Origin of the sequence: Exiguobacterium sp. UBA6309, from assembly GCF_002439205.1 — a bacterium.
Classification (GTDB): Bacteria; Bacillota; Bacilli; order Exiguobacteriales; family Exiguobacteriaceae; genus Exiguobacterium_A.
Genome location: NZ_DJTL01000031.1, coordinates 15409 through 42296, shown reverse-complemented (window position 1 = coordinate 42296; position 26888 = coordinate 15409). Strand labels below are relative to the sequence as shown.

The window sequence follows — 26888 nt, the reverse complement described above, 5'->3', positions numbered from 1 at the left end:
TAATTTAAAGATACTTAAGGTGAATCCTATGAAAAAAAGCTTCCGTTCCCCAAACACAGTCTAGGAAATGGAAGCTTCTCATTAGTTATTCGGATTTTTCTTTAAGACAGCCGTTTGTGATCGTTCTAGCACCGCATTCGTGATGACGATCAAGCCAGTAAAGAGGAACAGCGCTTCAAAACCAAAGTGACCGGCAATCTGTCCACCTGCGAGTGGTCCCATGAAGTTCCCCATGAACTGCGCAGACTGGTTGTATCCAAAGATCCGTCCCGATGCATGCGCTGGCGTATTCTTCCGTAACAAGGTTTGAACAGATGGCAGCAGTGCTGCTGTCGCAAAACCGATTCCCATCCGTAAGACGATCAATTGACTTGTATCCGTGACGAATGCTTGCGGAATCAAGAAAGCTGCAAAGACGAGTAATGCAAAGAATAAGACACGCTCAGCGCCAATCTTATCAGATAGACGACCCAGCCGTTGTGCAGCGATCAGTGCCGCAATCCCTGGTGCCGAGGCAACAATCCCAGATAACAAGGCGAGTCGTTCGGTACCTGGACTGAGTTCCCGGACATACAGCGACAGAATTGGACTAATCGATTGTGCCGCGAACTGAATCAGGAACGTCGTCAAGAAAAGGCTTAAAATGAGTTCCGGATGGCGAAGTGACTGGATGATTTCTTTCCCAGACGCCATCTTTTTGACTTCCAGTGGGACGAATTCTTCTTTGACGAAGAAGTAGGTCACGAGGAAGGTAATGAAGAGCGGAACGCTCGTAAAGAGAAAAACGGGTCGAAGCCCAACAACGTCGGCGAGGAATCCTCCAATAAGAGGTCCTAGCAATCCACCGGCAATCCCACCGGTCGACAGGGTGCCGAGCGCCCAGCCACTTTTCTCTTTTGGGGTTTGGGAAGCAACCATTGTAATCCCGGCTGAGATGAATCCGGATACGGCTCCCATGACAAGACGTAAGAATACGAGTTGATACACGTCTTGAACGAAACTGATCAAGAACATGACGATCGACATACCAAGACTTGCTCGGAGTAGCATGAGCTTACGCCCTTTTCGATCGGCAAGACGTCCCCAAATCGGTGAGACGATCGCAGCGATGAGGAAGGTGGCACCAAAGGCAATCCCGGACCACGTCGTAATATCTTGTCGGCGGTCGACACCGAGCTCTTCAATGAATAAGGGCAAAAACGGTAAAACGAGACTAAGGGCGGCGGAAGTTAAAAAACTACCGAACCAGACGACTACTAAATTTCTTTTCCACAATGGCATTGTGGCATCACTTCCTTTTATTTGACAATTCATTTCAAAACAACAACTTTTAATATACACTTCACATTATGAAATGTCTAGGATTTGAACTGTCAAAGTGTAGAACAGGACCTTTGATGCATATAAGTCAATGCGTAACGACCGATAGTAAGGTAATCCACACGAAGGAGTGAAATTGAAATGAAACGCTTTTTGATTGGCGTAGTCTGCCTGTCGTTGCTTCAATTCGGACTACCACTCAAGAGTTCAGCTGCCGTTTCCGTCACTCGTCACACGGTCATCTGGTCCATCCCAGAGGCCAAATCCATTTCAACGAAGATCAATCAGCTGGCAAACAGACAGATGAAACGTGTCTATCTGCATGTCGCTGTCGAGGGTGACCGTACTCTCTACCGAACGTTCGTTGAAAAAGCGCATGCTGTCGGAATCGAAGTCTACTTTCTGTTCGGACAGCCACGCTGGATTACAAACGAAGGAACGACAGCTCGACCGAACGTCGAGGATCCGCTAGCCTGGATCTCGACCTATCAGCAGGAGACGATCAGTCATCCGGACGGTATCAGTGTCGATCTCGAACCGTACGCCTTACCGGAATGGGAGACGGACCAGCCAGGAGTCATCGCCTCTTATGAACGGATCTTACTCGCCTTCCGTGAGAAATCATCTGCTGAAGGATTACCGCTGCAACTGTTCCTCCCGTTCTGGTTCCATACCATACAGGATGCAAGCGGGCGTTCCCTTAGCGAGTGGGCGATGGACCTCGCTGACGAAGTCACGTTGATGAGTTACCGGACCGTTTATGGTGGTGGTAACGGACTTGGCGCCATCACGATGTCGGATGCACTGTATGCGGCGAGTAACGGATATCGTTTATCGTATGCGATCGAATTCACGGAGCTTCCGGAAACACCAGACATTACGTTCTACGGCAAAACACGGACGCAGCTGAATCAGCTCGTTAATCAGACGATGGCAAGTTCGTTGCCACCAAGTGCCATCGTCTATCATGATTTTGAAGCGTACCAGGCTTTCATGCGTAGTACGCAGTAAGTCATCTTTATGCCCCTTTACTTTTCATCCGCTTTCCCCAGGCGAGACACAAGACCTGGGTTCACTGTTCGTATAACAGTGAACCCAGGTCTTGTTTGTCTCTGACAGCGCAAAAATTTGCGCTTTTTCCTGTAGGAGTCGGATGAAGCACAAGGAGGCACATAATCATTTAGTACCATGACATTATGGACTAAGCATTATGTTTAAAACAAGGGGAGTCCAGTTTCCGATACGTACTTTGGAAACCGGACTCCCTATTGGTTTGATTCGTATCGAACGAACTTGTCTATTCTCGACTCCTGCAGGAAAAGAAAGTGCAAGCAGCACTTTCGTCAGGGATAGGTAAGACCCGACAACTCGCATGAAATGCGCGCTGTCGCGGCTTACCTCCCGCCTGTGGAAAGCGAGAAGGACAAGACGGTCGTTATAGGAATGAATTTTTACGAAAAATCATATCCTTTACGCTGACACGCTCTTACTTCCCAAGATTGTCGAGCATGATCCCTGTACCGCGTGCGACACATAACATCGGATCTTCTGCGATCAGAACCGGTAGACCGAGTTCTTTTGCAAGCAACTGGTCGATTCCGTCAAGAAGTGCGCCCCCACCCGTCAGGATGATGCCACGATCGATGATGTCCGCTGCAAGCTCTGGTGGTGTCTTCTCGAGCACGCGCTTCGTTGCTTCGACGATCTCCATCGCTGCCTCTGCGAGTGCCTCATGCATCTCTTCTGATGTCACCGTGATGTTATGCGGTAAACCCGTCACGAGATTACGTCCGCGAATATCCATCTGTTCACGACGTCCGTCTTCTGAGACCGTCGCGACCGTCGTCTTGACGGCTTGCGCTGTTCGCTCCCCGATGATCAACTTATGCGTATCCTTGATCGAGCGGATGATGTCGTGATCAAACCGGTCGCCTGCGACTTTGATCGTTTCACCGCAAACGATATCACCCATTGAAAGGACGGCAACATCCGTCGTTCCACCACCGATATCAATGACCATGTGCCCTGCTGGCATCCAAATGTCCATACCGGCACCAACTGCTGCGACCTTCGGCTCGACTTCAAGGAAGACCGTCTTCGCACCTGATTTTTCACCAGCTTGGCGAATCGCTTTTGCTTCGACCGTCGTGATGCTTGCTGGTGTACAAATCAACATGCGGACTCCACCGAACATCTTACGGACCTCAATCTTATCGATGAAATGGCGTAGCATCGCTTCTGTCATTTCGAAATCAGCAATGACGCCGTCTTGAAGCGGTCGAATGGCCACGATGTTTCCCGGTGTCCGGCCCACCATCAAGTGTGCTTCTGTCCCTACCGCGTGAATCTTGCCTGTCGCCTTATCGATCGCGACGACCGATGGCTCATCGAGGACAATACCTCTACCTTTTACATGAATGACGACATTCGCCGTCCCTAAGTCGATTCCGATATCTCTTGAAAACATCTCGTGTGCTCTCCTTTACCCACTGGCTATTCTTCCAAAATATAGAACGTCGTTTGGACGTCTAACCCATTTATGTATACATACCTTTCAATTCTAGCATATGCCCCATCGTGAAACGACTTTCTTTTTCGGCTTTTCTGATTTCATTGTCATCTTTTTGAAAAGACGACAAAAAAAGCATCCTCCCGGAAACGAGAGAATGCTCTTGAATGAGTGCTTAAAGTTTTGTTGCAGCTGTTTCTTCAACGACTGCCGCTTCTTCTGTCACACGTTCTACGTCTGCACCAAGTGCTTGTAACTTCAAGTGGAAGTCGACGTATCCACGGTCGATGTGGTGAAGTGCGCCAACGCGCGTTTCGCCTTCAGCAATCAATCCTGCTGTGACGAGTGCCGCACCTGAGCGAAGGTCTGTTGAAAGCACTTCTGCGCCTTGTAATTGCACGCCGCCATTGATGATCGATGAACGACCTTCGATTTTGATATCCGCGTTCATGCGACGGAATTCTTCGACGTGCATGAAGCGGTTCTCGAAGACTGTTTCCGTGATGACCGATGTGCCGCCTGCCTTGAGAACAAGTGCCATCATTTGTGCCTGAACGTCTGTCGGGAAGCCTGGGTGTGGCATCGTCTTGACGTCGACTGCTTCGAGTTTTTCTGGACCGACGACACGGAGACCTTCTTCTGTATCCGTGATCTTAACGCCCATCTCTTCCATCTTCGAGATGAGTGGACGAAGGTGTTCACGCTCTGCACCGATGACTTCGACGTCACCTTCTGTGATTGCTGCTGCGATCATGAACGTACCTGCTTCGATCCGGTCCGGAATGACGTAGTGTGTCGCACCATGTAATTTCTCGACGCCTTCGATGCGGATCGTTTCTGTACCTGCACCGCGGACTTTTGCGCCCATTGCGTTCAAGAAGTTCGCAAGATCAACGATTTCTGGTTCTTTTGCGACGTTTTCAATGATTGTCGTTCCTTCTGCGAGTGTCGCAGCCATCATGATGTTTTCTGTCGCACCGACTGATGGGAAGTCGAGGTAAATTTTCGCACCTTTGAGACGACCGTCGACATGTGCTTCGACGAATCCGTTTCCGATGATCGTCTTCGCGCCCATCGCTTCGAAGCCTTTTAGGTGAAGATCGATTGGACGTGAACCAATCGCACAGCCACCTGGCATCGCGACACGTGCGCGACCGAGACGTGCAAGTAATGGACCCATGACGAGGATCGAAGCCCGCATCTTACGGACGTATTCGAGTGGCGCTTCATCTTTAAGATTCGGTTCGGCATTGACTGTCACCGTGTTTGCTTCAGCGTCGAACTCGACTTCCGCATTCAAGTTGCGTAAGACGTTATTGATTGTATAGACGTCTGCTAGACGTGGTACGTTTTGAAGAACCGATTGGCCCTCTGATGCAAGCAATGTCGCGACGAGTGTTTTTAAGACCGCGTTCTTTGCACCTTCTACTTTGACTGTTCCAGCTAATTTACGTCCGCCACGGACAACGATTTTTTCCATTCTCCCTACTCCTCTGCTTCGTTTCTGTTCTAGTATGTTCAATTCGTGATTGGTGAGGATCATAGTTGGAATTCAACGAATGTTAGAAAAGAAACTTCCCTATAGTTGATCTCTTACTCCAAAGCCAATACGACGTTTCGATTATAGTGTTAGATGATTGCTAAATGACTGTGTTCCTTCATTGAAAGAGCAGTGTCCTGTTCCATGTTAAAACAAATTACCATTTCAGGGTTTACAATGCAGTTACAAGTTCACCCAATTAAAAACTGAAGACGCTGTGCAAAACCGGCATAATCCAATAAAAAGCGAGCGACGATCGATCCAAGTGCAATGGCTAGAATCGTTCGCAGGGCTACCGCATGCGGTCCTTTAGGATGTTGCAGGATTTTCTCCCATTTGACTGGTAATAAGGACCACCAAGCGAGTAGAATCGCTACGATGTAGACCAGCATACTAACTAACGCACTCACACCAATAGATGTCACTTTCGTTGCACCTCTTTTTCATAGTTTCTCCAACTTTACTATGATTTCATAAAATGAATGATTGCGCAAACAAAAAAGAACACGCTGAATTAATTTTAGCGTATAAAATATATTTATTGAAGATAAATTTAGTCTTCTAAAGAAAAAATGTTGAAGAAATTGTGAAGACGAGGCATATAATGTACTTTTACATTTTTACGGTGTTTTAAACCTGTATCGTCCTCCCTCTTGCGAAAACGTTTGCTTTTAGAAAAATCATTGGCGTATCGTACAAAAAAAGACCCGATTCCGCAAAGGAATTCGGGTCTTTGGTCGAATCAATCGCGACCGTAGTCTTTCAAGCTGAGACGGTTAACTGCTCGTTTCAGTGAAAGTTCAGCGCGTTTGAATTCGAGTTCTGATAGTTTCGTGTCCTGGAGACGACGTTCTGCGCGAACCTTCGCAGCTGCAGCCCGGTCGTAATCGACCTTGTCTGCTTGCTCCGCAGTTTCCGCAAGAACCGTTACAGTATCCTGGCGCACTTCCATAAAGCCACCGCTGATAGCGATCAACGTGCGTCCGCCATCTTCGTGGCGCAACTTCAAGATGCTGATATCGAGTGGTGTCACGAGTGGGACGTGGTGCGGGAGAACCCCGATCTCACCAGAAATCGTCTTCGCAACGACCATACGGATATCGCCATCATACACTTCGCCATCCGGGGTGACGATATTGACATGAAGTGTGTTCATCTCAAGTCCCCCTTATGCTTTGTCACTTAGACAAGCGCCTTCGCTTTTTCAATCGCATCTTCGATCGGACCGACGAGACGGAATGCTTCTTCCGTTAAGTCATCGTGTTTACCTTCGAGGATTTCTTTGAAGCCGCGGATCGTATCCTTAACTGGGACGTACGATCCTTTTTGTCCTGTGAACTGCTCAGCTACGTGGAAGTTCTGCGACAAGAAGAACTGGATACGACGCGCACGGTGTACAGTCAATTTGTCGTCTTCTGACAACTCGTCCATACCGAGGATCGCGATGATATCTTGAAGTTCTTTATAACGCTGAAGTGTTTCCTGAACTTGACGAGCGACACTGTAGTGCTCTTCGCCGACGATTTCCGGTGAAAGGGCACGTGATGTCGAAGCAAGTGGATCCACGGCAGGATAGATCCCCATCTCAGAGAGACGGCGCTCAAGGTTCGTCGTTGCATCTAAGTGAGCAAACGTCGTTGCAGGAGCCGGGTCAGTATAGTCATCGGCTGGTACATAAACCGCTTGGATCGATGTAACCGAACCTTTGTTTGTTGATGTGATTCGCTCTTGGAGCATACCCATCTCTGTTGCGAGTGTCGGTTGGTAACCAACGGCAGATGGCATACGACCGAGAAGGGCCGATACCTCAGAACCCGCTTGTGTGTAACGGAAGATGTTATCAACGAAGAGAAGAACGTCTTGTCCTTGCTCATCACGGAAGTATTCCGCCATCGTCAAACCAGTCAAGGCAACACGAAGACGTGCACCCGGTGGTTCGTTCATCTGACCGAAGACCATCGCTGTTTGTTTGATAACGCCTGAATCCGTCATCTCGTGGAACAAGTCATTTCCTTCACGCGTCCGCTCACCAACACCTGCGAATACCGAGATACCGCTGTGCTCTTGGGCGATGTTGTTGATCAATTCCTGGATGAGGACGGTCTTACCTACACCGGCACCACCGAAGAGACCGATCTTACCACCCTTGATGTAAGGAGCGAGCAAGTCGACGACTTTAATTCCAGTCTCGAGGATTTCAACTTTCGTTGAAAGGTTATCGAAAGTCGGTGCTTTTTTGTGGATTGGAAGACGTTCCACGTCAGCAGCGATTTCTTTTTCATCAATTGGGTTACCGAGTACGTTGAAGACGCGACCAAGTGTCGCTTCTCCAACGGGTACCGAGATTGGAGCATTCGTATCGAGTACTTCCATTCCACGGCGTACTCCATCCGTAGAGTCCATCGCAATGGTACGGACGACGTCGTCACCAAGGTGCAGGGCGACCTCAAGCGTCAAGTCGATAGCCACTTCTTCTACAGTTTGCGGCGTATATTGAATACGGAGCGCGTTGTAGATGTTCGGTAAGTGTCCTTCGAACTTAACGTCGATGACAGGTCCCATGACCGCGACGACGCGGCCTTTTAAACCGAGTTCGTTCATCGTGTTTCCTCCTACCTATCGTTACGCCAGTCGGGATTACTGCTGCGCAGCAGCCCCACTGACGATCTCTGTGATTTCTTGCGTGATCGCAGCTTGTCGAGCTCGGTTGTAGACGAGAGTCAATCGACCGATCAAGTCATCTGCGTTATCTGTCGCACTTTGCATTGCTGTCATACGTGACGCATGTTCTGCTACTTTCGCGTCAAGAAGCGCACCGAAGATCAAGCTCTCCGCATAACGCGGGAGGAGTTCTGCAAGGATTTGTTCCTCGCTTGGCTCGTACTCATAAGTCGTCGAAGATGAAGCTTCGATTTCTCCGAGTGGGAGAAGGGTTTCGACTTTCACTTCCTGGCTGATGACAGATAAGAAGTGGTTGTAGCACAGCTTGAGCTCGTCGATTTCGCCGATCGTGAACGCACTCACTGTGCGCTTCACGATCTCAGCGACGTCGACATACGAAGGAGAATCGTTCAAGCCTGTGATCGCATCCGTGACCGTGATTCCGCGCGAACGGAAGAACTGGACACCGACTTTACCGACCACGAAGAGAACGTAACTGTCCGTAGTATGCTTTTCTTTGATTTCCCGGTAGACTTCACGCAGCACGTTGGCGTTATATGCACCAGCTAAGCCGCGATCCGATGTGATGACGATATATCCTGTCTTTTTGACGGGACGTTTCTCGAGCATCGGATGGCTCGCACCTGTCGTGCCATTCGCAATGGTTCCGAGTACCTCTTGCATTTTCAGCATGTAAGGTTGGAACTTCGCGCTATGTGCTTGAGCGCGGTTCAGTTTCGACGCCGAAACCATGTTCATCGCTTTCGTGATCTGTTTCGTACTTTTCGTCGAGTTGATCCGCGTTTGTATCTCGCGCAACGATGCCATTTCGATTCACCACCTTGTTAGTATCAAGAGCGTTCCGCCGGATTAGACCGTCGCTTGGAACGTTTTCTTAAATTCTGAGATTGCTGCTACGAGCTCTTCGTCTGCTGGAAGGTTACCTGTCTTACGGATCTCATCGCAAAGTTGTTTGCGGTTTTGATCGAGCCAGAGGTTGAGTTCCTTTTCAAAACGACGAATATCCGTTACAGCAACATCATCAAGGTGACCACGAGTCAAGGCATAGATGATGATGACTTGCTTATCGACAGTAAGGGGTTGGTTCAAGTCTTGTTTCAAGACTTCAACTGTCCGCTCACCACGGTTAAGCTTCGACTGAGTCGCTTTATCAAGGTCAGATCCGAACTGAGCGAATGCTTCAAGCTCACGGTAAGATGCGAGGTCAAGACGGAGCGTACCCGCTACCTTCTTCATCGCTTTTACTTGAGCCGAACCACCTACACGCGATACCGAGAGACCCGGGTTGATCGCGGGACGGACACCTGAGAAGAAGAGATCCGATTGAAGGAAGATTTGACCATCCGTGATCGAGATAACGTTCGTCGGGATATAAGCTGAGATATCCGACGCTTGCGTCTCGATGAACGGAAGGGCAGTCAAGCTACCTGCGCCAAGCTCGTCGTTCAACTTCGCCGCACGCTCAAGAAGGCGTGAGTGGAGGTAGAAGACATCCCCTGGGTAAGCTTCGCGGCCTGGTGGGCGTTTCAAGAGAAGTGAAAGCTCACGATAAGCAGCTGCTTGTTTTGAAAGATCATCATAGATGACAAGAACGTGTTTGCCTTGGTCCATGAAGTGTTCACCCATCGCGACACCTGCGAATGGTGCGAGGTAAAGAAGTGGAGCCGGCTGTGAAGCCGCTGCCGAAACGACGATCGTGTAATCGAGGGCACCGTTTTTACGGAGCGTCTCGACGACGCCACGGACTGTTGATTCTTTTTGTCCGATTGCGACGTAGATACAGATCATGTTTTCTTCTTTTTGATTGATGATCGTATCGATCGCGATCGACGTCTTACCCGTCTGACGGTCACCGATGATCAACTCACGCTGTCCACGACCGATTGGAACGAGGGCATCGATCGCCTTGATTCCTGTCTGAAGTGGTTCGTGTACCGATTTACGCGCCATGACGCCAGACGCCTTACGCTCGATCGGGTTGTAGTGTTCTGTTTCGATTGGACCAAGACCATCGATTGGCATACCGAGTGGGTTGACGACACGTCCGAGGAGTGCGTCTCCAGTTGGTACTTCCATGATGCGGCCCGTACGGCGAACAGAGTCGCCTTCTTTGATTTCAAGGTAGTCACCGAGGATGATGATACCGACGTTGCCTTCTTCTAAGTTTTGCGCCAAGCCCATTGTGCCGTTAGCGAATTCTACGAGCTCTCCCGACATGACGTTGTCGAGTCCGTGTGCACGAGCGATACCATCACCGATTTGGATGACCGTACCTGTCTCGTTCACTTCCATCGTAGAACCGTACTGCGCGATACGCGCTTTAAGCAGGGCGCTGATTTCTTCAGCTCTAATGCTCATGCGTTTCACCCCTATTTTCTTACGCTTTTAACAGCTCACGCTCAAGGCGCGTTAGTTTAGTTTCGATCGTACCGTCATATGTCGTGTAACCGATTTGAACGCGAAGTCCTCCGATGACACTCGTGTCGACGACGTTCTCGACTTCAAGCGTTTTACCTGATTTTTGGCCAAACGTCTCTTTCACTTTCGTGAGTTCCTCGTCTGACAATTTGTATGCACTCGTGACGATTGCCGTCGCGACATTGCGGTGTTCATTCAACAATGCAATGAAGTGTTCCGGTAACGTGACGATTTCTGCTGCCCGGTCGTTTTCGACCATGACGAGCAACGTGTTCAAGACGATCGAGTTGAAGCCAGTGAAGCTTGTTTGAAGAACTTGCTTGAGCTCTTCAGCAGAAATCGATGGGTTATCTAAAACCGAAGCGAGCTCTGGTGTTGCGTGGAGCACTTCGCCGAGCGTCCGCACATCAGCTTCTGCTTGCTCGAGCACATGGTGCTCAAGCGCAAGATCGAAGAGCGCTTTTGCGTAGCGTCCCGCTACGTGATCACGCATTAGTTCGTGCCCTTAGTATCAGCAAGGAATTGATCGACGAGTGCCTTTTGAGCGGCTTCGTCCGTCGCAAGCTGTGTTTTCATGACGTGGCGTGCTGCAGCGATTGCTTGAAGAGCGACATCGTTCTTCAAAGCAACTTGTGCTTCAGCGCGTTCACGTTCGATCGCACGGCGAGCTTCTTCCTTACTCATTTCGGATTCAAGACGTGCCTGCTCCATCGCACGTGCTTGCTCTGCTTCTGCCTGACGGCGTGATGCTTCTAAAAGGTCGCGTGCTTCCGTACGCGCCTTGTTTAATTCTTCGCGTTGTTGTTCTACGTAGACTTCAGCGTCTTTACGGCTCTTTTCAGCCGAGTTGATCTCGCTAGCCACATGCTCTTCCCGCGCTTTCATCATGTTGACGAGCGGGCCCCATGCGAATTTCTTCAAGAGGATGAGGAGCAAGAGGAAAACGACGATCGTGACGATCATATTGCCGATCAAGAGTTCATGCGTGTTTGCAGTCTCTGTTTTTTCAGCAGCAAGATACGCTAGATTCATTCGATTACACTCCCCTCGTGGTTGGTTCAACTTCAATATCTACATAAGGGAGCCTAAGCTCCCGTGACGGTTCACTCAAACGTTGAACGAATAGCGCCCTATGTAGTCCGTTCTCGTTAATCGTGGATTAAGAGTTGAGAAGAAGGAAACCGACCGCTACACCGATGATTGGAAGTGCCTCGACGAGACCGATACCGATGAACATTGTTTGACGAAGTTCGTTTTTGAGTTCTGGCTGACGTGCTTGACCTAATACTGTACCGTTTACGATAAGACCGTTACCGATACCTGCGCCGAGTGCGCCGAGTCCGATGATGATCGCTGTTGCAATAAGATTCATGATAAATTGCCTCCCTAGAGTGTGTTCATTGATTTGGTCGTGCTGTTATCGGAAAAGCGGATGCTTTACCTTCGAATTAATGGTCGTGCGCTGCCTTATGTCCGATGTAAACCATCGTCAGGATAAGGAAGATGTACGCTTGGATACCACCGATGAAGAGTGAGAATCCTTGCCAGATCAACATCGGGATACCCGAGATGATCGCGCCTAGTGGTCCGGCGAATTGGAAATCGTTCGTACCAGAGACGATACCGATCGAAAGAATGATTCCGATCATGATTTCACCAGCGAAGATGTTTCCGTAAAGACGAAGACCGAGTGTCAACGTGTTTGCAAACTCCTCGATGATGGTAATGATAAACATCGGCGTCATGAATGTTTTCGCATAAGAGCCGAAGCCTCGCATCTTCACACCGTAGTAATGGCTCATGACCACTACCATAGATGAAAGTGCCAGTGTCACGTAAGGATCTGCAGTTGGTGAGTTGAACCAAATGTAGTGTCCCGTCACGACGTTGAATGGAAGACCCATGATGTTGGATACAAGGATGAACAGGAATAATGTCATTCCGAACGTAAGGAAGCGACCCCCTGTTTTCCAGTCCATCGTGCTGCTGATGATACCGCGAACGAATTCGAGGAACATCTCCATCACGTTTTGAGCACCGGTTGGCTTCATCACAAGACGTCGCGTACCGGCCACGGCAATCAAGAAGACGAGAGCAGCAGCAATCAATACTGTGATCAAGTTCGTCCAGCTACCGTACAGAACGAAGTCACCCCAGAGTGGGATTTCGTAAAGTGGCATTTCGTGGTTCATTTGACTATTCACCTCTTTTCCCGCTTGAGTTCGTGAGTCAAGAACTCACAAAATTGTATGACGTGGCCGGCGAGAAGGCCTATTACCACCGCAGTTAATGACAATTCAGTTTGATATTTCAAACCGATCATCACACAAAGTACCGCGACCGCCATGCGTGAAACGGTCCCACGAGACATCGGCTTACGCCCCGTCTCGATTACACGATACATCCGATCGACGCTGAGTCGTTGAAGCGTCAAGATCAGAAAGCTGCCAGTTCCACCAAGCGCCAGTCCATAAATGACCGGTTCACTCGGGCGTCCGATGAGCAGCAGGACAGCCAGGATCCCGTAAAAGAGTCCAAACCATCGTAAGTACGCACGATACAACGCATCTTGAAGGATGATGTTCATGTCTTCTCCCCTAACAAGTGCCTGATCATGGCGATCATGCAAAGAATGCCGATGAAAATCCCGATGAACACGGCGAACGTCGCACCCATTTTTTCCCACCATTGTTGTTGTTCCCCATAGTTCCCAACCAAAAAGCCAATGACGATCGGTGCAGCCAGTGCCGTCGAAATTTGCGAGGCCATGACCATACTCTTCGCGAGCCCACTTTGGCGCACTAGAGACGACCCCCTTTTTTCCCAATTGAGAGTTCTTTTTCTTTCCCACAATTTGCGGATTTTCATACTAGTCAAGAATACAATGAAGCAGCTTTCATAGTCAAATGAATTCACAATAAAAACAGAGCCGAAAAACCTATACATATCAACGATTGATAAGGTTTTCACAGATGTCTTACATGCAAGTCATTTCACGAAGATGTGAAGAAAATATGTAGTGCTATCAACGGTTAAAGAGATTGTTCATATGGTGAACAAAACCGTTGAACAGTAACGTTATATCGTGCCCGTTAAACCGAAACAAGACCTCTAAAATTGATTTGTGTCGATTTTGTGAAAAAACATTTTTTGTTCACAATTGAAAACGCTTCCTAATCAGGACATAAAAACAGCTCTGACATCTGTTTGTAACAATACATTTCAGCGATTTCCATTTTTTCAATCGTGCGGTACGTCACAGCTTGAATCGTCATCGTTTCCTTTCCAGTTTCAAGGTCATCTGGTTTTACATTTTCTAAACAAATGGGCTGATTTTAGCGGAAATGACAAAAATAATATAGCTCCTTCGTGTAAGAAGCTACATATACTAGTATTTTATCTTGCTTTGAATTTTCCACGCTTCCTTCACCCGCTTTCCTCAGGCGAGACACAAGCCAGGATTCACGTTCCTTGTGGTCCGTGAATTCGGGTCTTGTTCGTCTCTGACAGCGCGACTTGTCGCGCTTTCTCCTGTAGGAGTCGGGTGATGACGCATGCTGTCCTACTTCATTGCGTGAGTAACGGTGTCGGAGCTTCCCCTTGACCGAAGTGATGCAAGATCGCTTGGACGATGCGTTCTGAGGCATGACCATCTCCGTACGGGTTCGAGGCATGCGCCATCTCTTGATAAAGTGTTTTGTTCGTCAAGAGTTCTGTTGCCATCTGATAGATCGTCTCTTCTTCCGTTCCGGCAAGCTTCAACGTTCCGGCAGTAATCCCTTCCGGACGTTCCGTCGTATCGCGTAAGACAAGAACAGGAACACCGAGTGATGGTGCTTCTTCTTGTACGCCACCCGAGTCAGTTAAGATCAAATGGGCACGGCTCGCAAAGTTATGGAAATCGAAGACGTCGAGTGGGGCGATCAACGAAATCCGATCATGCCCTTTAAAAACCGTCTTCGCCGCTTCTTGAACGACTGGATTGAGGTGGACCGGATAGACGACGTGTGTCTCCGGGAACGCATCGACGAGGCGACGAATCGCCCGGAACATTTGGTGCATCTTCTCGCCTTGGTTCTCACGGCGGTGCGCTGTCATCAAGATCAACTTCCGGTCCCCGACCGTCTCGAGCATCGGATGGACGTAATCCGATTGGACGGTCGTTTGCAGAGCATCGATCGCCGTGTTTCCTGTGATGTAAACACCGGCGTGACGATTTTCGGATGCGAGATTCGCTGCCGCTTGCGCTGTCGGAGCGAAATGTAAGTCCGCGAGCGTCGACGTCAACTGACGATTGACCTCTTCCGGGAACGGAGAGTACTTATTATAGGTCCGCAGTCCCGCCTCGACGTGACCGACCGCGATCTGATTGTAATAGGCAGCTAGGCTTCCGACGAACGTCGTCGTCGTATCCCCATGGACGAGGACGAGATCCGGTTTGATGTCCTTCATGATGGCATCAAGTCCTTCAAGACCACGCGTCGTGATGTCGACGAGTGTTTGACGTTGTTTCATGATATTTAAATCATGATCCGGTTCGATCTCAAACAGATCGAGCACTTGATCAAGCATCTCCCGGTGCTGGGCAGTGATCGTAACATGAACATCAAAAGCAGGGTGTTGCTTTAGGGCGTTGACGAGCGGTGCCATCTTGATGGCTTCCGGTCGTGTCCCGAAAATCGGCATGACTGTAATCGGCATGGTGACTTCCTCCTTTTTTCCTTTTTTCATTAAAGCATATTTCAGCAATCTTGCGCAGTTTACGAAATAGCAACGAAAAGACCGCAGATCATCGTCTGCGGTCTTTTCGTATATCTTGCTGTTTTTTTACTTCGTTCCGAAGAGACGGTCTCCTGCATCACCGAGTCCTGGGACGATGTATCCGTGGTCGTTCAACTTCTCGTCGAGTGCCGCGAGATAGATGTCGACGTCTGGGTGTTCTTCTTGAACGCGTTTAACGCCTTCAGGTGCTGCACAGAGACATGCGAGCTTGATGCTCTTCGCCCCTTGTTTCTTTAAGGAGGAGATGGCGTCTGCCGCCGAACCACCTGTCGCAAGCATCGGGTCAACGACGACGAAATCACGTTCTGCGACGTCTGTTGGGAGCTTGAGGTAGTATTCCGTTGGCTCGAGTGTCTCCGGATCACGGTACAAACCGATGTGACCGACTTTGACGTTCGGCATCATGCGGAGCATGCCGTCGACCATACCGAGACCGGCGCGGAGAATCGGGACGATCCCGAGTTTCTTGCCTTCGATCATCTTCTGCGTCGTCTTCGTGACCGGTGTCTCGATCGCGACATCTGTGAGTGGAAGGTCACGTGTGATTTCATATGCCATCAATGAAGCCACCTCGTCGACAAGTTCCCGGAATTGTTTCGTTCCTGTTTCGACTTTACGCATGATCGTCATCTTGTGCTGAATCAATGGGTGATCAAATACATGTACTTTACTCATTGTTTGCATCTCCTCTCCATTCTCTTTTCGCATTGTACTCTATAAGCGTACTGCTTGGGAACTGTTTTTTCGTCAGTTCCCGAGCGTACTCTTACCCGATAGAATCGCTTTTGCCGCATAAGACCATTCATTTTCCGGTTGTTTCGCGAGTTCTTGTAAGGTCGCTCGATAGTCGCCTTTTTTATATTTTTGTTCATAAACGGCTTGCATCCAGAGGACATCACTTATGTAACCGGACTTCGGAAAATCTTCCCGATAGGCGATGTAATCCGCTTGTGTCGTGTTCTTCAACTTTCCGGCCGCAATCAACTTATAAAAGCGTGCCATGCCTGCTGTCTCTTTGTTCGTCAAGACGGATCCGTTCAAGACACTGTCTGCTCGTTTGTAGTCCTTCGCCTGAACGGCAGCGACCCCTTGCTCGAGCGCTTCTTTCGCAGACACTTTCGGCTCCTGTGTTTCCGTTTTTGTTTCCTTCTTCTCTGGCTTGATCGCTTTCGCCCTCTCTTGCTCCCTTGCCAATTGTTCGTTTTTTTCTTTTAACTGTTCGACTTCTGTTTGTAGCGCTGCGAGTTGTTGCTCGACCTCTGTCTGTTTCGTTGTGACTGGTGTTGCGGGTTCGCTATCCAACTGTGTCCAGACGAGAACGAGAGAGACGACAGCAACGGCTCCACCAATCCACCATGGATTCAGTTTTCCGAGTCGCTTCCAGTCTTTCAATTGCGGATGATTCTGGACCGTGACGGGAAAGGATGCGAATCGCTTTTGAGCAAGACGTTTTCCGCCTGATTTTGCAGCAATCGCCAAACGATACCGATAGACCTCCGCCGGCATCGGTAATGTCTTCCACTGCTCGAAACGAGCATCCGCTTGCTCATAAAATCCTGCCTGTTGCATGATGACGATTGCTTTGAAATCTTCGAGCATCCGTTGATATTCCCGGCGTTCGTGGCTTTTATGTGTAAACCATTCCGTTAGTCGTTCGGTCTGAATGGCTTGTAATTCGCTTTGAATCAAGGTTGTTAAATTCACATTTATTTCCACCCTTATCTTTTTTTACTACGGTTAAGTATAACAAAGATAACGCTTCCGCAAATGGTCCGTTTCCCCTATCTTCGTGATGAATCAGCAAAAAAACCTTTTGTTTCACATGCACTGAGGCACGAAAACAAAAGGGAAACTCGTTCAACTATGAGAATAGGACCGGGATGCTGTCGCTTCCGTAATCCGTCCGTCTTCGATTCGCCAAATCCGGTCACAGACATCTAGCATCCGTTCGTCATGGGTGATGACGATGACGGTCTTGTTCGCACCATGCGCTTGTTGTTGTAACAACTCCATCACTCGGCGTCCATTTGGGTAATCGAGACTTGCCGTCGGTTCATCCGCAAGTACAAGTCGTGGTTCATTAACGAAAGCCCGGGCAATCGCGACACGTTGTCGTTCGCCACCTGATAAGGCGTGCGGCAAATGGTCTTTCCGGTGCTCGAGTCCGAACACGGCGAGAGCCGATGTCACGTCAACGGTTCGCCCCGCTTCTTTTGCAACTAGCTCGAGTTGCTCTCCTGCTGTCAAAAACGGTACGAGATGCGATTCTTGAAAGATGAACCCGACTTCCTCGAGACGCAAACGACGACGTTCTTCGTCCGCTGCTTCACTGACGCACGTATGATCAAAGTAGACGGCACCATTCGTTGGGGTCTGTAACAATCCAAGCAACTGGAGCAGTGTACTTTTCCCACTACCGCTCGGTCCGACGAGAGCAATCAACTCACCCGCTTCTGCCTGTAAGTTAATGTCATGCAGCACCGTCATCTCACCATAACTTTGTTCAATCTGTTCTAATCGAATCATCCGTTCATTCCTCCCATCGCATCTGCCGCCTCAAGTTTCTTGACCATCCGTAGCGGAACAAGCGCACCGAGGATCGCCGTTGCGAGTAGAATGCCGCCGTACATCAGACTCGTCGACCATTCAAATCGGAAGGGAAGATCCGGCGGCAGGAAACGACTCGTCAGATAGGTGATGGCGACGCTGACACCAAAGGCAAGACTCGTCAGTATGACGACTTGAACGAGCAGACTCGCACCCATCGTCCGTGTCCGGATACCGATTGCCTTTAAGACACCAAGCTGTTTCATCTTCTGCATCGTTAAAATATAGAAGAAGGCTGTCAGGATCAATGCTCCGATGACGACGAGCGCGACCCGCATCATCTGAAAGGAGTTTTGTTCTGCCGCATAACCCGGAACGTTCTCGACCACCGCTTGTTTCGAAAAGAGCGCTTGATCCGTTTGCAACGACTGACCGATGTACGCTGATACGTATGACGTGCCCATTTTCGATTGCCACGCTTGCCACGATTCATCCGTCATCCAGAGAACGGGTGCATGACTATAACGACCGTCCGTCACTGTACCGGCAATCTGGAACGTCTCCTTCGTTCGAAAATCCGTGATCGTATCGCCGACGCGCGTTCCGCGTTGCTCCGCATACGCAGCATCAACAAGTACCTCCCCTTTTTGCAACGATCGTAATTGTTTTGGACCATATTTCGTAGTCTGTGGTAACGCAAAGACCGTCACGTCGTCCTTCGTTTTATTCTTCTTCTCAAGCACCATGTTCTGGACACCGAGTGCTTCCGCGCCCTTTGGTGTCTCATCCGCCTGTAAGAATGAACGGGTCAGCTGCCCTTCTGCATCTTTACTTAGCGCAAACTGTTCGACCGGCAGATTACGGACGGCTGCCCCATTGTCATAAGCTAGTCCATCTGCAAGACCGGTGATCATCAAGATCAATAAGACGATCAACATCGTCACAATCGTCATCCAACTGAATCGCCCTTTCATCCGGACGAGTTCTTTCCATCCTAGTTTCATTGTGTGATCCCTCCTGTATGTTCGCTACAGGATTGATGATACAGCCACAATATGAACGGAACATGAACGCAGGTGTCACGCGCGTAAAAAAGTTAACATTACGGTTAAACCCGATGAAGCGGACGACAAACTCGCATCCCCACCGAGTTGACGCATCGTCTCTTTGACAATCGCTAGACCAAGACCCGTTCCGCGCGTCGTCCGGGATGCATCGCCTTGATAAAAGCGTTCAAAGGCATGTTTCTTCTGTTCATCAGTCATACCTGGTCCTTCATCCTTGATTCGGACGATGATCTGATCCGCTTGTTCCTGCGCTTGAATCTGGATCGTCGCTCCATCTTTTGAGACCGAGACAGCGTTTCGGATGACATTTTGGAAGACATGTTCCAACGCACTGGCATCTGCTTGAATCTGTAGTGCTGTCGAGACGTCGAGTGCAACCGCAATCCCTTGCTCATCCAGCTGGAAGGCAAGTGTCGTGAGTGTCGTCTCAAGAGTCGTCCGCAGATTAAGTGCTTGTCGTTTGAAGCGTCGTCCTTCATCGAGCTTCGCTAAGATCAACAGTTGACGGGTCAGCTCCGACATTCGCTCCGCCTCTTGACGGATGACCGTCCGTTTCCTGACGTCTTCTCCCGTCACATCGAGTTGTCCCGCGTAACCAGCAATCGTCGTCAGCGGCGACTGGAATTCATGCGAGACGTTCGCAACGAATCGGCGCCGTTCCGTATCAGACGCTTCGACTGCCGTTGCCATTTCGTCAAACCGCCGGGACAGCTCACCAATTTCATCGCGTGCCTTCGTTCCGACGCGGATTCCGTAGTCACCGTCTGCCATCTGTTCCGTCGCTTTTGTCAGGCGCCGGATCGGACGAACGAGATAGCGGATTGAAAAGACAAGCAAAAGGAAACTGATCACGACAAGCAGTCCAAGGAACAGACCGACGAACAGATGCAACTCACGGATCTGACGACTCAAGTCCGGTCGGACGAAGATCGCGTCCGTGCCTTGCGCCGTCTTGACCGACGTGCCGTACGTATTGATGACTTCGTTATCGAACAGACCGAGCAAGAAGAGATGGAACGGATATTCACGCATTCCGTAATACGGTTGACCACTCTTCACTTGCTCGACGACCCGATTCGAGAGCGCTTCATCACGAAACGGGTTTCCGTAACGCTCGATTGCGTCGTCCGTGCGCACATACAGTTGAAAGCCGGTCGCTTGTAACATCCGGTAAAACGACTCCGTCTTGCCGTCCCCGTGCGTTTCATAATAATCGATCGCTGTCTCGACCGCTTCCTCGACTTTTTGGCTGTAGCTGTCCTGCCAAAAGGAATAATAGGCAATATTACTAATCAGGAGCGCCAGTAGTGCCGACACGAGTAAGACAACGCAGACGAGTCCGACGATTTTCGTATAGAGGGATCTCATGCGTCGACCTCCAACCGGTATCCGAGTCCGCGGACCGTCTCAATCTTCACCTGATTCGTTTCCTTTAAGCGTCCACGGAGGCGTTTAATGTGAACATCAATCGTCCGGTCATCCCCCATGAAATCGAGTCCCCAGACGTGTTCGATCAATTCCTCGCGGCTGAAGACCCGTCCCGGGAAACTCGCCAACTGATGCAACAATTCGAATTCACGTCGCGGGAGTGTCCACTCGGTCGACTGAATCGTCACGAGCTGACTACGTTTATCGATCGTGACATCTCCAAGATGCAAAACAGGTTGCGCCGCTTTTTGATAGCGCCGAGCCACAGCGTGGAGGCGAAATACTAATTCTTCCGGATCAAACGGTTTTGTGATGTAATCATCGGCACCTGCTGCGAAACCGTCCCGTTTATCTGTCAGCTCCCCGAGTGCCGTCAGCATCAAGATCGGGATGTCCCCATGTTGCCGTAATCGCTCGCATAAGACGAGACCGGTCTGTCCGGGGAGCAGGACATCAAGTACGGCTGCTTCGAACGTCATCTTCTCGATCCAAGCAAGCGCTTCGTTTCCGTCTGCTGTCGCTCGGATGGAATGCCCGTCGGCTTGTAACGTTGACACGACAAGGGCTTGGATATGGGGATCATCTTCTGCGACTAGAATATACATCGTACGCCTCCTTTTTTAGACAAACAAAAAAATCCCCTTCCCCCTTCTCAAAATGAAAAGGATGAAGGGGATGACAGTCATCCGCGCTCTGGGTAGAGTGGGAAACGACCTGTCAACGCAACGACACGCTCACGTGCTTGTGCGAGAACGTCTGCTTCTTCCGGGTGGTTCAAGACGAGTTCGATCAACTCGGCGATTTCTTTCATCTCAGCTTCCTTGAATCCGCGAGATGTCATCGCTGCCGTTCCGATCCGGATACCGCTCGTGACGAACGGGCTCGCTGGGTCGAACGGAATCGTGTTCTTGTTGACCGTAATGCCAGCTTCGTCAAGCGCATGCTCGGCGAGTTTACCTGTGATACCGAGTGGTTGCAAGTCAACGAGGAGCAAGTGATTGTCTGTTCCGCCTGAAACGATCCGGAGTCCACGATTCGTCAATTCCTCACCGAGGACTTTGGCATTCGTGACGACTTGACCGATGTAGTCCTTGAACTCTGGTGCAAGGGCTTCACCGAACGCGACAGCTTTCGCGGCGATGACGTGCATGAGTGGACCACCTTGGATCCCTGGGAAGATGGCTTTATCGATCGCTTTCGCATGCTCTTCTTTACAGAGGATCATCCCACCACGTGGACCACGCAACGTCTTATGCGTCGTCGTCGTGACGAAGTGTGCATGCTCGACTGGGTTCGGATGTTGACCTGCTGCGACGAGTCCAGCGATGTGCGCCATGTCGACCATCAAGTAAGCACCGACGCTGTCTGCGATTTCACGGAAACGTTTGAAGTCGATGACGCGCGGATACGCCGATGCGCCCGCTACGATCAATTTTGGTTTGTGCTCTTCAGCTAATTGTGCGACGACGTCGTAATCAATCATCTCTGTCTCTTGATCGACACCGTATTCCACGAAGTTGTACTGGACACCGGAGAAATTGACGGGGCTACCGTGCGTCAGATGGCCACCGTGTGACAGATTCATCCCGAGGACCGTATCGCCCTGTTCGAGAATCGTGAAGTAGACCGCCATGTTCGCTTGTGCACCCGAGTGTGGTTGCACGTTCGCATGCTCCGCCCCGAAGATTTCCTTCGCGCGGTCGCGTGCTAAGTTCTCAGCGAGATCGACATACTCACAGCCACCATAATAACGACGACCTGGATAACCTTCTGCGTACTTGTTCGTCAAGACGCTGCCTTGTGCTTCCATGACAGCTTGCGAGACGAAGTTCTCGGATGCGATCAATTCGATGTTATCGCGTTGACGACCTAGTTCCTGGCGCATTGCCGAAAAGAGTGCCTCATCTTGTTGTTTCAGATACGTAAGCGGTGTTTGTTCCATCTGAATTCCCCCATTTCATTTCGATAGACCTATCTTAACACGAATGTTTCGTTCCCGGCATCCCTAAAAACAACATCAAAAAAGCAAGGGGTGCGCAACCCCTTGCATCAATCATTCGTATTTAGCACGTGCTCCACCGATTAATTTCGGTCGTGTCACGGCTGCCGTCACATGTGCCTCACCAATTTCCTTATGCGGCAAGCGCACTGGAATCGCGACAGCTTTCAAGTGCATCCCGATGAATGTATCACCGATATCGATTCCGGCATCAGCCTGAATCGCTTCGACGACGACAGGTGCCGAGAAGCGCTGGTACGCAGCACTCGCCATCGATCCACCCGCTTCTGGAACGGGAACGACCGTCACCGGATCAAGCCCGAGACGTTCGGCCGTTTGCCGCTCAAGTGTCAGCGCTCGGTTGATATGCTCACAGCCTTGGAAGGCGAGATCGACTTGATGCGATCGGCGAAAGGCATCGAAGACATCGAACAAGGCGTCCGCCACTTCCGGTGAACCTGCCTTGCCGATTTGTTTACCGATGACTTCACTCGTCGAACAGCCGATCACGAGCAATTTTCCTTTTAAGGAAAATCGTTCATCCAGAGCGTTCAGCGCTTCTTCTAAATCGTGCTGGATGCGTGTCAAATCCATTACTTCACCTCATAATCCGAGATTTTACAAACGCGGTTCTCATGACGGCCGCCTTCGAATTCCGTCTCAAGCCAAAGCTGCGCGATCTCACGAGCCAGTCCTGGACCGATGACGCGTTCGCCCATCGTCAAGATGTTCGAGTCGTTGTGCTGCCGCGTCGCTTTCGCGCTGAACGTATCATGGACGAGCGCTGCTCGGATGCCCTTGACCTTGTTCGCTGCGATACCGATCCCAATGCCTGTGCCACAAATCAAGATGCCACGGTCAAATTCTCCGTTCGCTACGGCCTCCGCGACCGGAATCGCGACATCCGGATAATCGATCGAGTCGGACGAATGCGTACCGAAGTCCGTATAGTCGATGCCGAGCTCTTGTAAGAGATCGTTGATTTCTGCCTTTAACTTAAAACCGCCATGATCCGCGCCGATTGCTACTTTCATCTTTACTATTCCCCCGTTTGTTTAGGTTGTTTTTTCGGAAGTTTCCGTGTATCCGGAGCTTTTCTTCCGTTTCCGTTCTGCGTCAATTTTAACACAAGACGATTGACGAGGGGTTCGAGTTCATTGCGTACTTGGCGATAGACGTTCATCGATCCGCCGTACGGATCGTTGATGTCCCGTTCAAGCCCTGTCACGTATTCATATAGAGTGAACGTCCGTTCCTTCAGTTCCGGGTACCGTTCACCGACTTCCTGCTTGTGCTGACGCGTCATCGTCAAGATGATGTCAGACCAGCGTCCGAGTACATCATCGAAGACTTGCGTATAGTGCTCGAGTTCGATGCCGCGTTCGCGTAACACTTGCAGTGCGTTCTCTGACGCATCGAATCCTTGCATCGAACGTAGTCCTGCTGAACGGACGTCAAATTCCTGATCAGCGACTTTCGAGCGTAGTAACGCCATCGCCATCGGGCTACGGCATGTATTTCCTGTACAGATGAATAAAACGCGACGTGTGCTCATCTCCGTATCCTCCTTCTTCAAGGGCGAATGACCCGACCACCTGCTGCTTTATGGAGGCGGTTGCGGACCGCAAGCCCCACCCCTTCTTCTGATAGGTCTCGTACAAAAATCTGATCCACCGTCGTCTGATCAAATCGCCGTAAACAATCGTAAAGACGTTGTGCCGCTGTCTCCATCGAATTACCAAGGGAGCAGCGAACATCTGCGTCGACATCCTCCCCGTCGAACAGGAGAACGCCCGTCTTGTGTCCGGTTTGTCGTGCATCATCGATGAGTTGCTGTAAGAATGAAAGATCCCCTTCGACTACGGACAGTGTTGCTTCCGGCGCATAATGGGTATATTTCATTCCGGGTGCCTTCGGTGTAACATCTTTCATCGATAAGGCAGGATCGAGTGTGACAGGACCGATGATTGCCTCGACTTGTTCGCGTGTCACGCCGCCCGGTCGTAAAATCGCCGGTGGCGTCATCGTACAATCGATGACAGTCGATTCGACCCCGATGCCCGTCTCCCCTCCATCGACGATCGCAGCGATGCGTCCCGAGAGGTCATGTGCGACGTGCGCAGATGACGTCGGTGAAGGTTTTCCGGAACGGTTGGCACTCGGTGCTGCGAGACCCAGCCCTGTCGCTTCAATCAATTGAAGCGCGAGCGGATGATCTGGCATCCGTAATCCGATCGTATCTAGTCCTGCTGTGACGAGTGTGGATGCGGTGCCGTTCGATTCGAGGATGATCGTCAAGGCTCCTGGCCAAAACGCCTCCATCAAACGTGTTGCAACATCTGGAATGTGCGTGACGAACTGATGTGCCTGTTCTACGGATGCGACATGGACAATCAGTGGATTGTCGGAAGGTCGACCCTTCGCGGCGAAAATTCGCCGAACAGCCGCTTCGTTCGTCGCGTCCCCCGCGAGACCATAGACGGTCTCGGTCGGCATCGCCACGACCTCTCCTTCCTGCAATAACCGAACTGCTTCATCCATCGTCTGTAAGTCAATCATTTCCGTCTTCACGCTGTACAATCCTTTCGTTCCGCATACACGATACGGTCTTTACCGTTTATATCTTTTAAAATACCCGTTTCCGCATTTGGATAACGTTCTTTTAACATCATTTGCACTTCCGGTCCTTGATTGTGTCCAATTTCAAACGCAATCAGTCGGAAATCGTCGCGTAGGACCCGTCCGCTCTCCTCGACGAGTCGTCGGTAAAAGACGAGACCGTCTTTTCCACCAAACAGGGCGAGATGCGGTTCATGGTCGAATACGACCTCACTGAGTAATTCTTCTTCCTCGATATAAGGCGGGTTCGAGACGAGCACCCGCACGGAATCGTCCGCGAGTGGTGCCAGTAAATCTCCTTCGAGGAACGTCACGTCTCCACCAAGCGTCGCTTGATTTCGCTTCGCGACCGCGATCGCGGCTGGTGAAATATCGACGGTCGTGACCGGTTGCTCGAGTTCGAGCGCGAGTGTGATTCCGATCGCCCCACTACCAGTTCCGATGTCGACGATCTGTCCCGCGGTGAACGACTCACGTTCGAGGCGCTCCGTCACGAAGACGATCAGCTCTTCCGTTTCCGGTCGTGGAATCAAGACATCCGGTGTGACGCTGAAGTCCCGTCCGTAAAACGGCTGATAGCCGATTAAATGTTGCACGGGTACGCCGTGAACATGGGCGAGCAAGTATTCACTGAATCGTAAATCCTGCTCCGGCGTCAATTCATCGGACAAGCGAACGAGAAGTCCTGTCCGGTCGACATCTAAGACGTGCATGAGTAACCATTCGGCACTCGAACCCTCGCGTCCTGCTTGTTCCATCATCGTTTTTGCTTCATTTAGACGTTTTGCGATCCGCATCAGTTTGCCGCCTCCGATGCCCGTGCTTGATACTCCATGACGAGCGTATCGATGACCTCATCCATCTCTCCTTGGAGGATCCGGTCGAGCTTCTGGATCGTCAAACCGATTCGGTGGTCCGTCACTCGGTTTTGTGCGAAATTATATGTCCGGATCCGTTCTGAACGGTCACCTGTACCGACAGCCGACTTCCGTTTTTCATCATACTCCGCCTGCTGCTCGCGTTGAATCTTATCGTAGACACGTGCGCGCAAGACCTTCATCGCTTTTTCCTTGTTCTTGATCTGCGATTTCTCATCCTGACAGCTGGCGACGATTCCGGTCGGCACGTGCGTCACACGGACAGCCGACTGTGTCGTATTGACGGACTGTCCGCCCGGTCCACTCGATGTGAACGTATCAACCCGGACATCCTTATCGTGGATTTCGACTTCAACGTCTTCTGCTTCCGGCAACACGGCGACGGTTGCCGTCGATGTGTGGATCCGTCCACCGGATTCCGTTGACGGAACGCGTTGGACACGGTGTGCCCCATTCTCATATTTCAGTTTCGAGTAGGCACCTGTTCCTTTAACGATGAAGATAATTTCCTTATAACCGCCAAGCTCCGTATAGCTCGCGTCGATGATTTCGATCTTCCAGTTCTGTTTCTCAGCGAACTTCGAGTACATCTTAAAGAGATCACCAGCAAATAACGCTGCCTCGTCTCCTCCCGCTGCGCCGCGAATCTCGACGATGACGTTCTTGTCGTCATTCGGGTCCTTCGGTAGCAGTAAGGCTTTCAGTTTCGCTTCGAGCTCTTTGATCTCCGGCTCAAGCATCGCGACTTCTTCCTTCGCAAGGTCGCGCATCTCCGGATCCGTCAACATTTGGCGTGCCTCTTGATAGGCTTCCATCTTCTCGCGATAGACGCGATAGGTCTCGACGGTCGGTGCAAGTTGCGACTGCTCTTTTGAGACCTCGCGCAATTGATTCGTATCATTAATGATGGCTGGATCAGCCAACATATCATTCAGTTTTTCATAACGGTCCTCTAAGGCACTCAATCGATCCAACATCTCGGGTCATCCTTCCTGCGATTCTTCTGTCGTCAGTATAGCAAATATTGCGATCGATGGCGTCATCGTCTTCTTGAAAAGAGACATTGACAGACAGGTTTTGAATTCCTATAATTGGTGTA

General features: G+C 50.4%; 29 protein-coding genes. 1 reads left to right on the top strand and 28 read right to left on the bottom strand.

Annotated features, from left to right (window positions below; all coding sequences use genetic code 11):
- Window positions 1-81: 81 nt before the first annotated feature.
- Window positions 82-1281: a multidrug efflux MFS transporter gene (locus B3M90_RS10820; RefSeq protein ID WP_290784055.1), complete on the bottom strand. Its 1200-nt coding sequence runs from the start codon at window positions 1279-1281 to the stop codon at window positions 82-84.
- A 180-nt stretch (window positions 1282-1461) separates the two neighbouring features.
- Here B3M90_RS10820 and B3M90_RS10815 point away from each other — a divergent pair, with 180 nt between their 5' ends.
- On the top strand, window positions 1462-2331 hold the full coding sequence (locus tag B3M90_RS10815) for a hypothetical protein (RefSeq protein ID WP_290756423.1): 870 nt from the start codon (window positions 1462-1464) through the stop codon (window positions 2329-2331).
- 475 nt (window positions 2332-2806) lie between these two features.
- Here B3M90_RS10815 and mreB read toward each other — a convergent pair whose 3' ends face one another.
- The 27 genes from mreB to prfA all read right to left on the bottom strand — a co-directional run bounded on the left by mreB (window position 2807) and on the right by prfA (window position 26766).
- Complete coding sequence (gene mreB / locus B3M90_RS10810) at window positions 2807-3787, bottom strand: rod shape-determining protein MreB (protein ID WP_035410615.1); 981 nt, start codon at window positions 3785-3787, stop codon at window positions 2807-2809.
- A 217-nt stretch (window positions 3788-4004) separates the two neighbouring features.
- Complete coding sequence (gene murA, locus B3M90_RS10805) at window positions 4005-5309, bottom strand: UDP-N-acetylglucosamine 1-carboxyvinyltransferase (RefSeq protein WP_214852114.1); 1305 nt, start codon at window positions 5307-5309, stop codon at window positions 4005-4007.
- Between the two features lie 251 nt (window positions 5310-5560).
- On the bottom strand, window positions 5561-5779 hold the full coding sequence (locus B3M90_RS10800; RefSeq protein WP_231925663.1) for a DUF1146 family protein: 219 nt from the start codon (window positions 5777-5779) through the stop codon (window positions 5561-5563).
- Between the two features lie 332 nt (window positions 5780-6111).
- A complete protein-coding gene (locus B3M90_RS10795) occupies window positions 6112-6525 on the bottom strand; it encodes a F0F1 ATP synthase subunit epsilon (protein WP_023469493.1) in 414 nt (137 codons plus the stop codon).
- Between the two features lie 26 nt (window positions 6526-6551).
- Complete coding sequence (gene atpD, locus B3M90_RS10790) at window positions 6552-7970, bottom strand: F0F1 ATP synthase subunit beta (protein ID WP_058704129.1); 1419 nt, start codon at window positions 7968-7970, stop codon at window positions 6552-6554.
- A 36-nt stretch (window positions 7971-8006) separates the two neighbouring features.
- Complete coding sequence (gene atpG / locus B3M90_RS10785) at window positions 8007-8858, bottom strand: ATP synthase F1 subunit gamma (RefSeq protein WP_058704130.1); 852 nt, start codon at window positions 8856-8858, stop codon at window positions 8007-8009.
- A gap of 42 nt (window positions 8859-8900) precedes the next feature.
- Window positions 8901-10409 carry a F0F1 ATP synthase subunit alpha gene (atpA, locus tag B3M90_RS10780; RefSeq protein ID WP_035395863.1) on the bottom strand — a complete coding sequence of 503 codons (1509 nt, stop codon included), beginning with the start codon at window positions 10407-10409 and terminating at the stop codon, window positions 8901-8903.
- A 19-nt stretch (window positions 10410-10428) separates the two neighbouring features.
- The gene (locus tag B3M90_RS10775) at window positions 10429-10962 is read right to left on the bottom strand and encodes a F0F1 ATP synthase subunit delta (RefSeq protein WP_023469497.1); all 534 of its coding nucleotides are present in this window, start codon (window positions 10960-10962) and stop codon (window positions 10429-10431) included.
- Window positions 10962-11501: a F0F1 ATP synthase subunit B gene (gene atpF / locus B3M90_RS10770; RefSeq protein ID WP_290784052.1), complete on the bottom strand. Its 540-nt coding sequence runs from the start codon at window positions 11499-11501 to the stop codon at window positions 10962-10964. The genes B3M90_RS10775 and atpF overlap by 1 nt, the downstream gene beginning before the upstream one ends.
- A 127-nt stretch (window positions 11502-11628) precedes the next feature.
- Window positions 11629-11841: a F0F1 ATP synthase subunit C gene (gene atpE, locus B3M90_RS10765; protein ID WP_023469499.1), complete on the bottom strand. Its 213-nt coding sequence runs from the start codon at window positions 11839-11841 to the stop codon at window positions 11629-11631.
- A 76-nt stretch (window positions 11842-11917) separates the two neighbouring features.
- On the bottom strand, window positions 11918-12661 hold the full coding sequence (gene atpB, locus B3M90_RS10760) for a F0F1 ATP synthase subunit A (RefSeq protein WP_290784050.1): 744 nt from the start codon (window positions 12659-12661) through the stop codon (window positions 11918-11920).
- Window positions 12662-12669: 8 nt separating this feature from the next.
- Entirely contained in the window at window positions 12670-13056 is a 387-nt protein-coding gene (locus B3M90_RS10755) for an ATP synthase subunit I (protein WP_290752966.1), read from the bottom strand.
- Window positions 13053-13271, bottom strand: coding sequence for an AtpZ/AtpI family protein (locus tag B3M90_RS10750; RefSeq protein WP_023469502.1), 219 nt, complete (start codon window positions 13269-13271; stop codon window positions 13053-13055). Before B3M90_RS10750 ends, B3M90_RS10755 begins: the two co-directional genes overlap by 4 nt.
- Before the next feature lie 765 nt (window positions 13272-14036).
- Window positions 14037-15170: a non-hydrolyzing UDP-N-acetylglucosamine 2-epimerase gene (gene wecB / locus B3M90_RS10745; RefSeq protein ID WP_290784048.1), complete on the bottom strand. Its 1134-nt coding sequence runs from the start codon at window positions 15168-15170 to the stop codon at window positions 14037-14039.
- A 126-nt stretch (window positions 15171-15296) separates the two neighbouring features.
- Entirely contained in the window at window positions 15297-15926 is a 630-nt protein-coding gene (gene upp, locus B3M90_RS10740) for a uracil phosphoribosyltransferase (protein ID WP_023469504.1), read from the bottom strand.
- Between the two features lie 72 nt (window positions 15927-15998).
- Complete coding sequence (locus B3M90_RS10735; protein ID WP_290784046.1) at window positions 15999-16955, bottom strand: hypothetical protein; 957 nt, start codon at window positions 16953-16955, stop codon at window positions 15999-16001.
- Window positions 16956-17108: 153 nt separating this feature from the next.
- On the bottom strand, window positions 17109-17777 hold the full coding sequence (locus B3M90_RS10730) for an ABC transporter ATP-binding protein (RefSeq protein WP_290784044.1): 669 nt from the start codon (window positions 17775-17777) through the stop codon (window positions 17109-17111).
- Window positions 17774-18802 carry an ABC transporter permease gene (locus B3M90_RS10725; protein WP_290784042.1) on the bottom strand — a complete coding sequence of 343 codons (1029 nt, stop codon included), beginning with the start codon at window positions 18800-18802 and terminating at the stop codon, window positions 17774-17776. Before B3M90_RS10725 ends, B3M90_RS10730 begins: the two co-directional genes overlap by 4 nt.
- Before the next feature lie 75 nt (window positions 18803-18877).
- Window positions 18878-20233 (bottom strand): HAMP domain-containing sensor histidine kinase, encoded by a 1356-nt coding sequence (locus tag B3M90_RS10720; RefSeq protein ID WP_290784040.1) that lies wholly within the window; start codon window positions 20231-20233, stop codon window positions 18878-18880.
- Window positions 20230-20898, bottom strand: a complete 669-nt coding sequence (locus tag B3M90_RS10715; RefSeq protein ID WP_035410642.1) for a response regulator transcription factor — start codon at window positions 20896-20898, stop codon at window positions 20230-20232. The genes B3M90_RS10720 and B3M90_RS10715 overlap by 4 nt, the downstream gene beginning before the upstream one ends.
- A 77-nt stretch (window positions 20899-20975) precedes the next feature.
- Window positions 20976-22235 carry a serine hydroxymethyltransferase gene (glyA, locus tag B3M90_RS10710; protein WP_023469510.1) on the bottom strand — a complete coding sequence of 420 codons (1260 nt, stop codon included), beginning with the start codon at window positions 22233-22235 and terminating at the stop codon, window positions 20976-20978.
- Between the two features lie 111 nt (window positions 22236-22346).
- Complete coding sequence (locus B3M90_RS10705) at window positions 22347-22886, bottom strand: TIGR01440 family protein (protein WP_023469511.1); 540 nt, start codon at window positions 22884-22886, stop codon at window positions 22347-22349.
- The gene (gene rpiB, locus B3M90_RS10700; protein ID WP_214728375.1) at window positions 22886-23326 is read right to left on the bottom strand and encodes a ribose 5-phosphate isomerase B; all 441 of its coding nucleotides are present in this window, start codon (window positions 23324-23326) and stop codon (window positions 22886-22888) included. Before rpiB ends, B3M90_RS10705 begins: the two co-directional genes overlap by 1 nt.
- Before the next feature lie 5 nt (window positions 23327-23331).
- On the bottom strand, window positions 23332-23847 hold the full coding sequence (locus B3M90_RS10695) for a low molecular weight protein arginine phosphatase (protein WP_023469513.1): 516 nt from the start codon (window positions 23845-23847) through the stop codon (window positions 23332-23334).
- A gap of 17 nt (window positions 23848-23864) precedes the next feature.
- The gene (locus tag B3M90_RS10690) at window positions 23865-24863 is read right to left on the bottom strand and encodes an L-threonylcarbamoyladenylate synthase (protein WP_035410658.1); all 999 of its coding nucleotides are present in this window, start codon (window positions 24861-24863) and stop codon (window positions 23865-23867) included.
- On the bottom strand, window positions 24860-25708 hold the full coding sequence (prmC, locus tag B3M90_RS10685; RefSeq protein WP_214852094.1) for a peptide chain release factor N(5)-glutamine methyltransferase: 849 nt from the start codon (window positions 25706-25708) through the stop codon (window positions 24860-24862). The genes B3M90_RS10690 and prmC overlap by 4 nt, the downstream gene beginning before the upstream one ends.
- On the bottom strand, window positions 25708-26766 hold the full coding sequence (gene prfA / locus B3M90_RS10680) for a peptide chain release factor 1 (protein ID WP_056064179.1): 1059 nt from the start codon (window positions 26764-26766) through the stop codon (window positions 25708-25710). The genes prmC and prfA overlap by 1 nt, the downstream gene beginning before the upstream one ends.
- Between the last annotated feature and the right edge of the window lie 122 nt (window positions 26767-26888).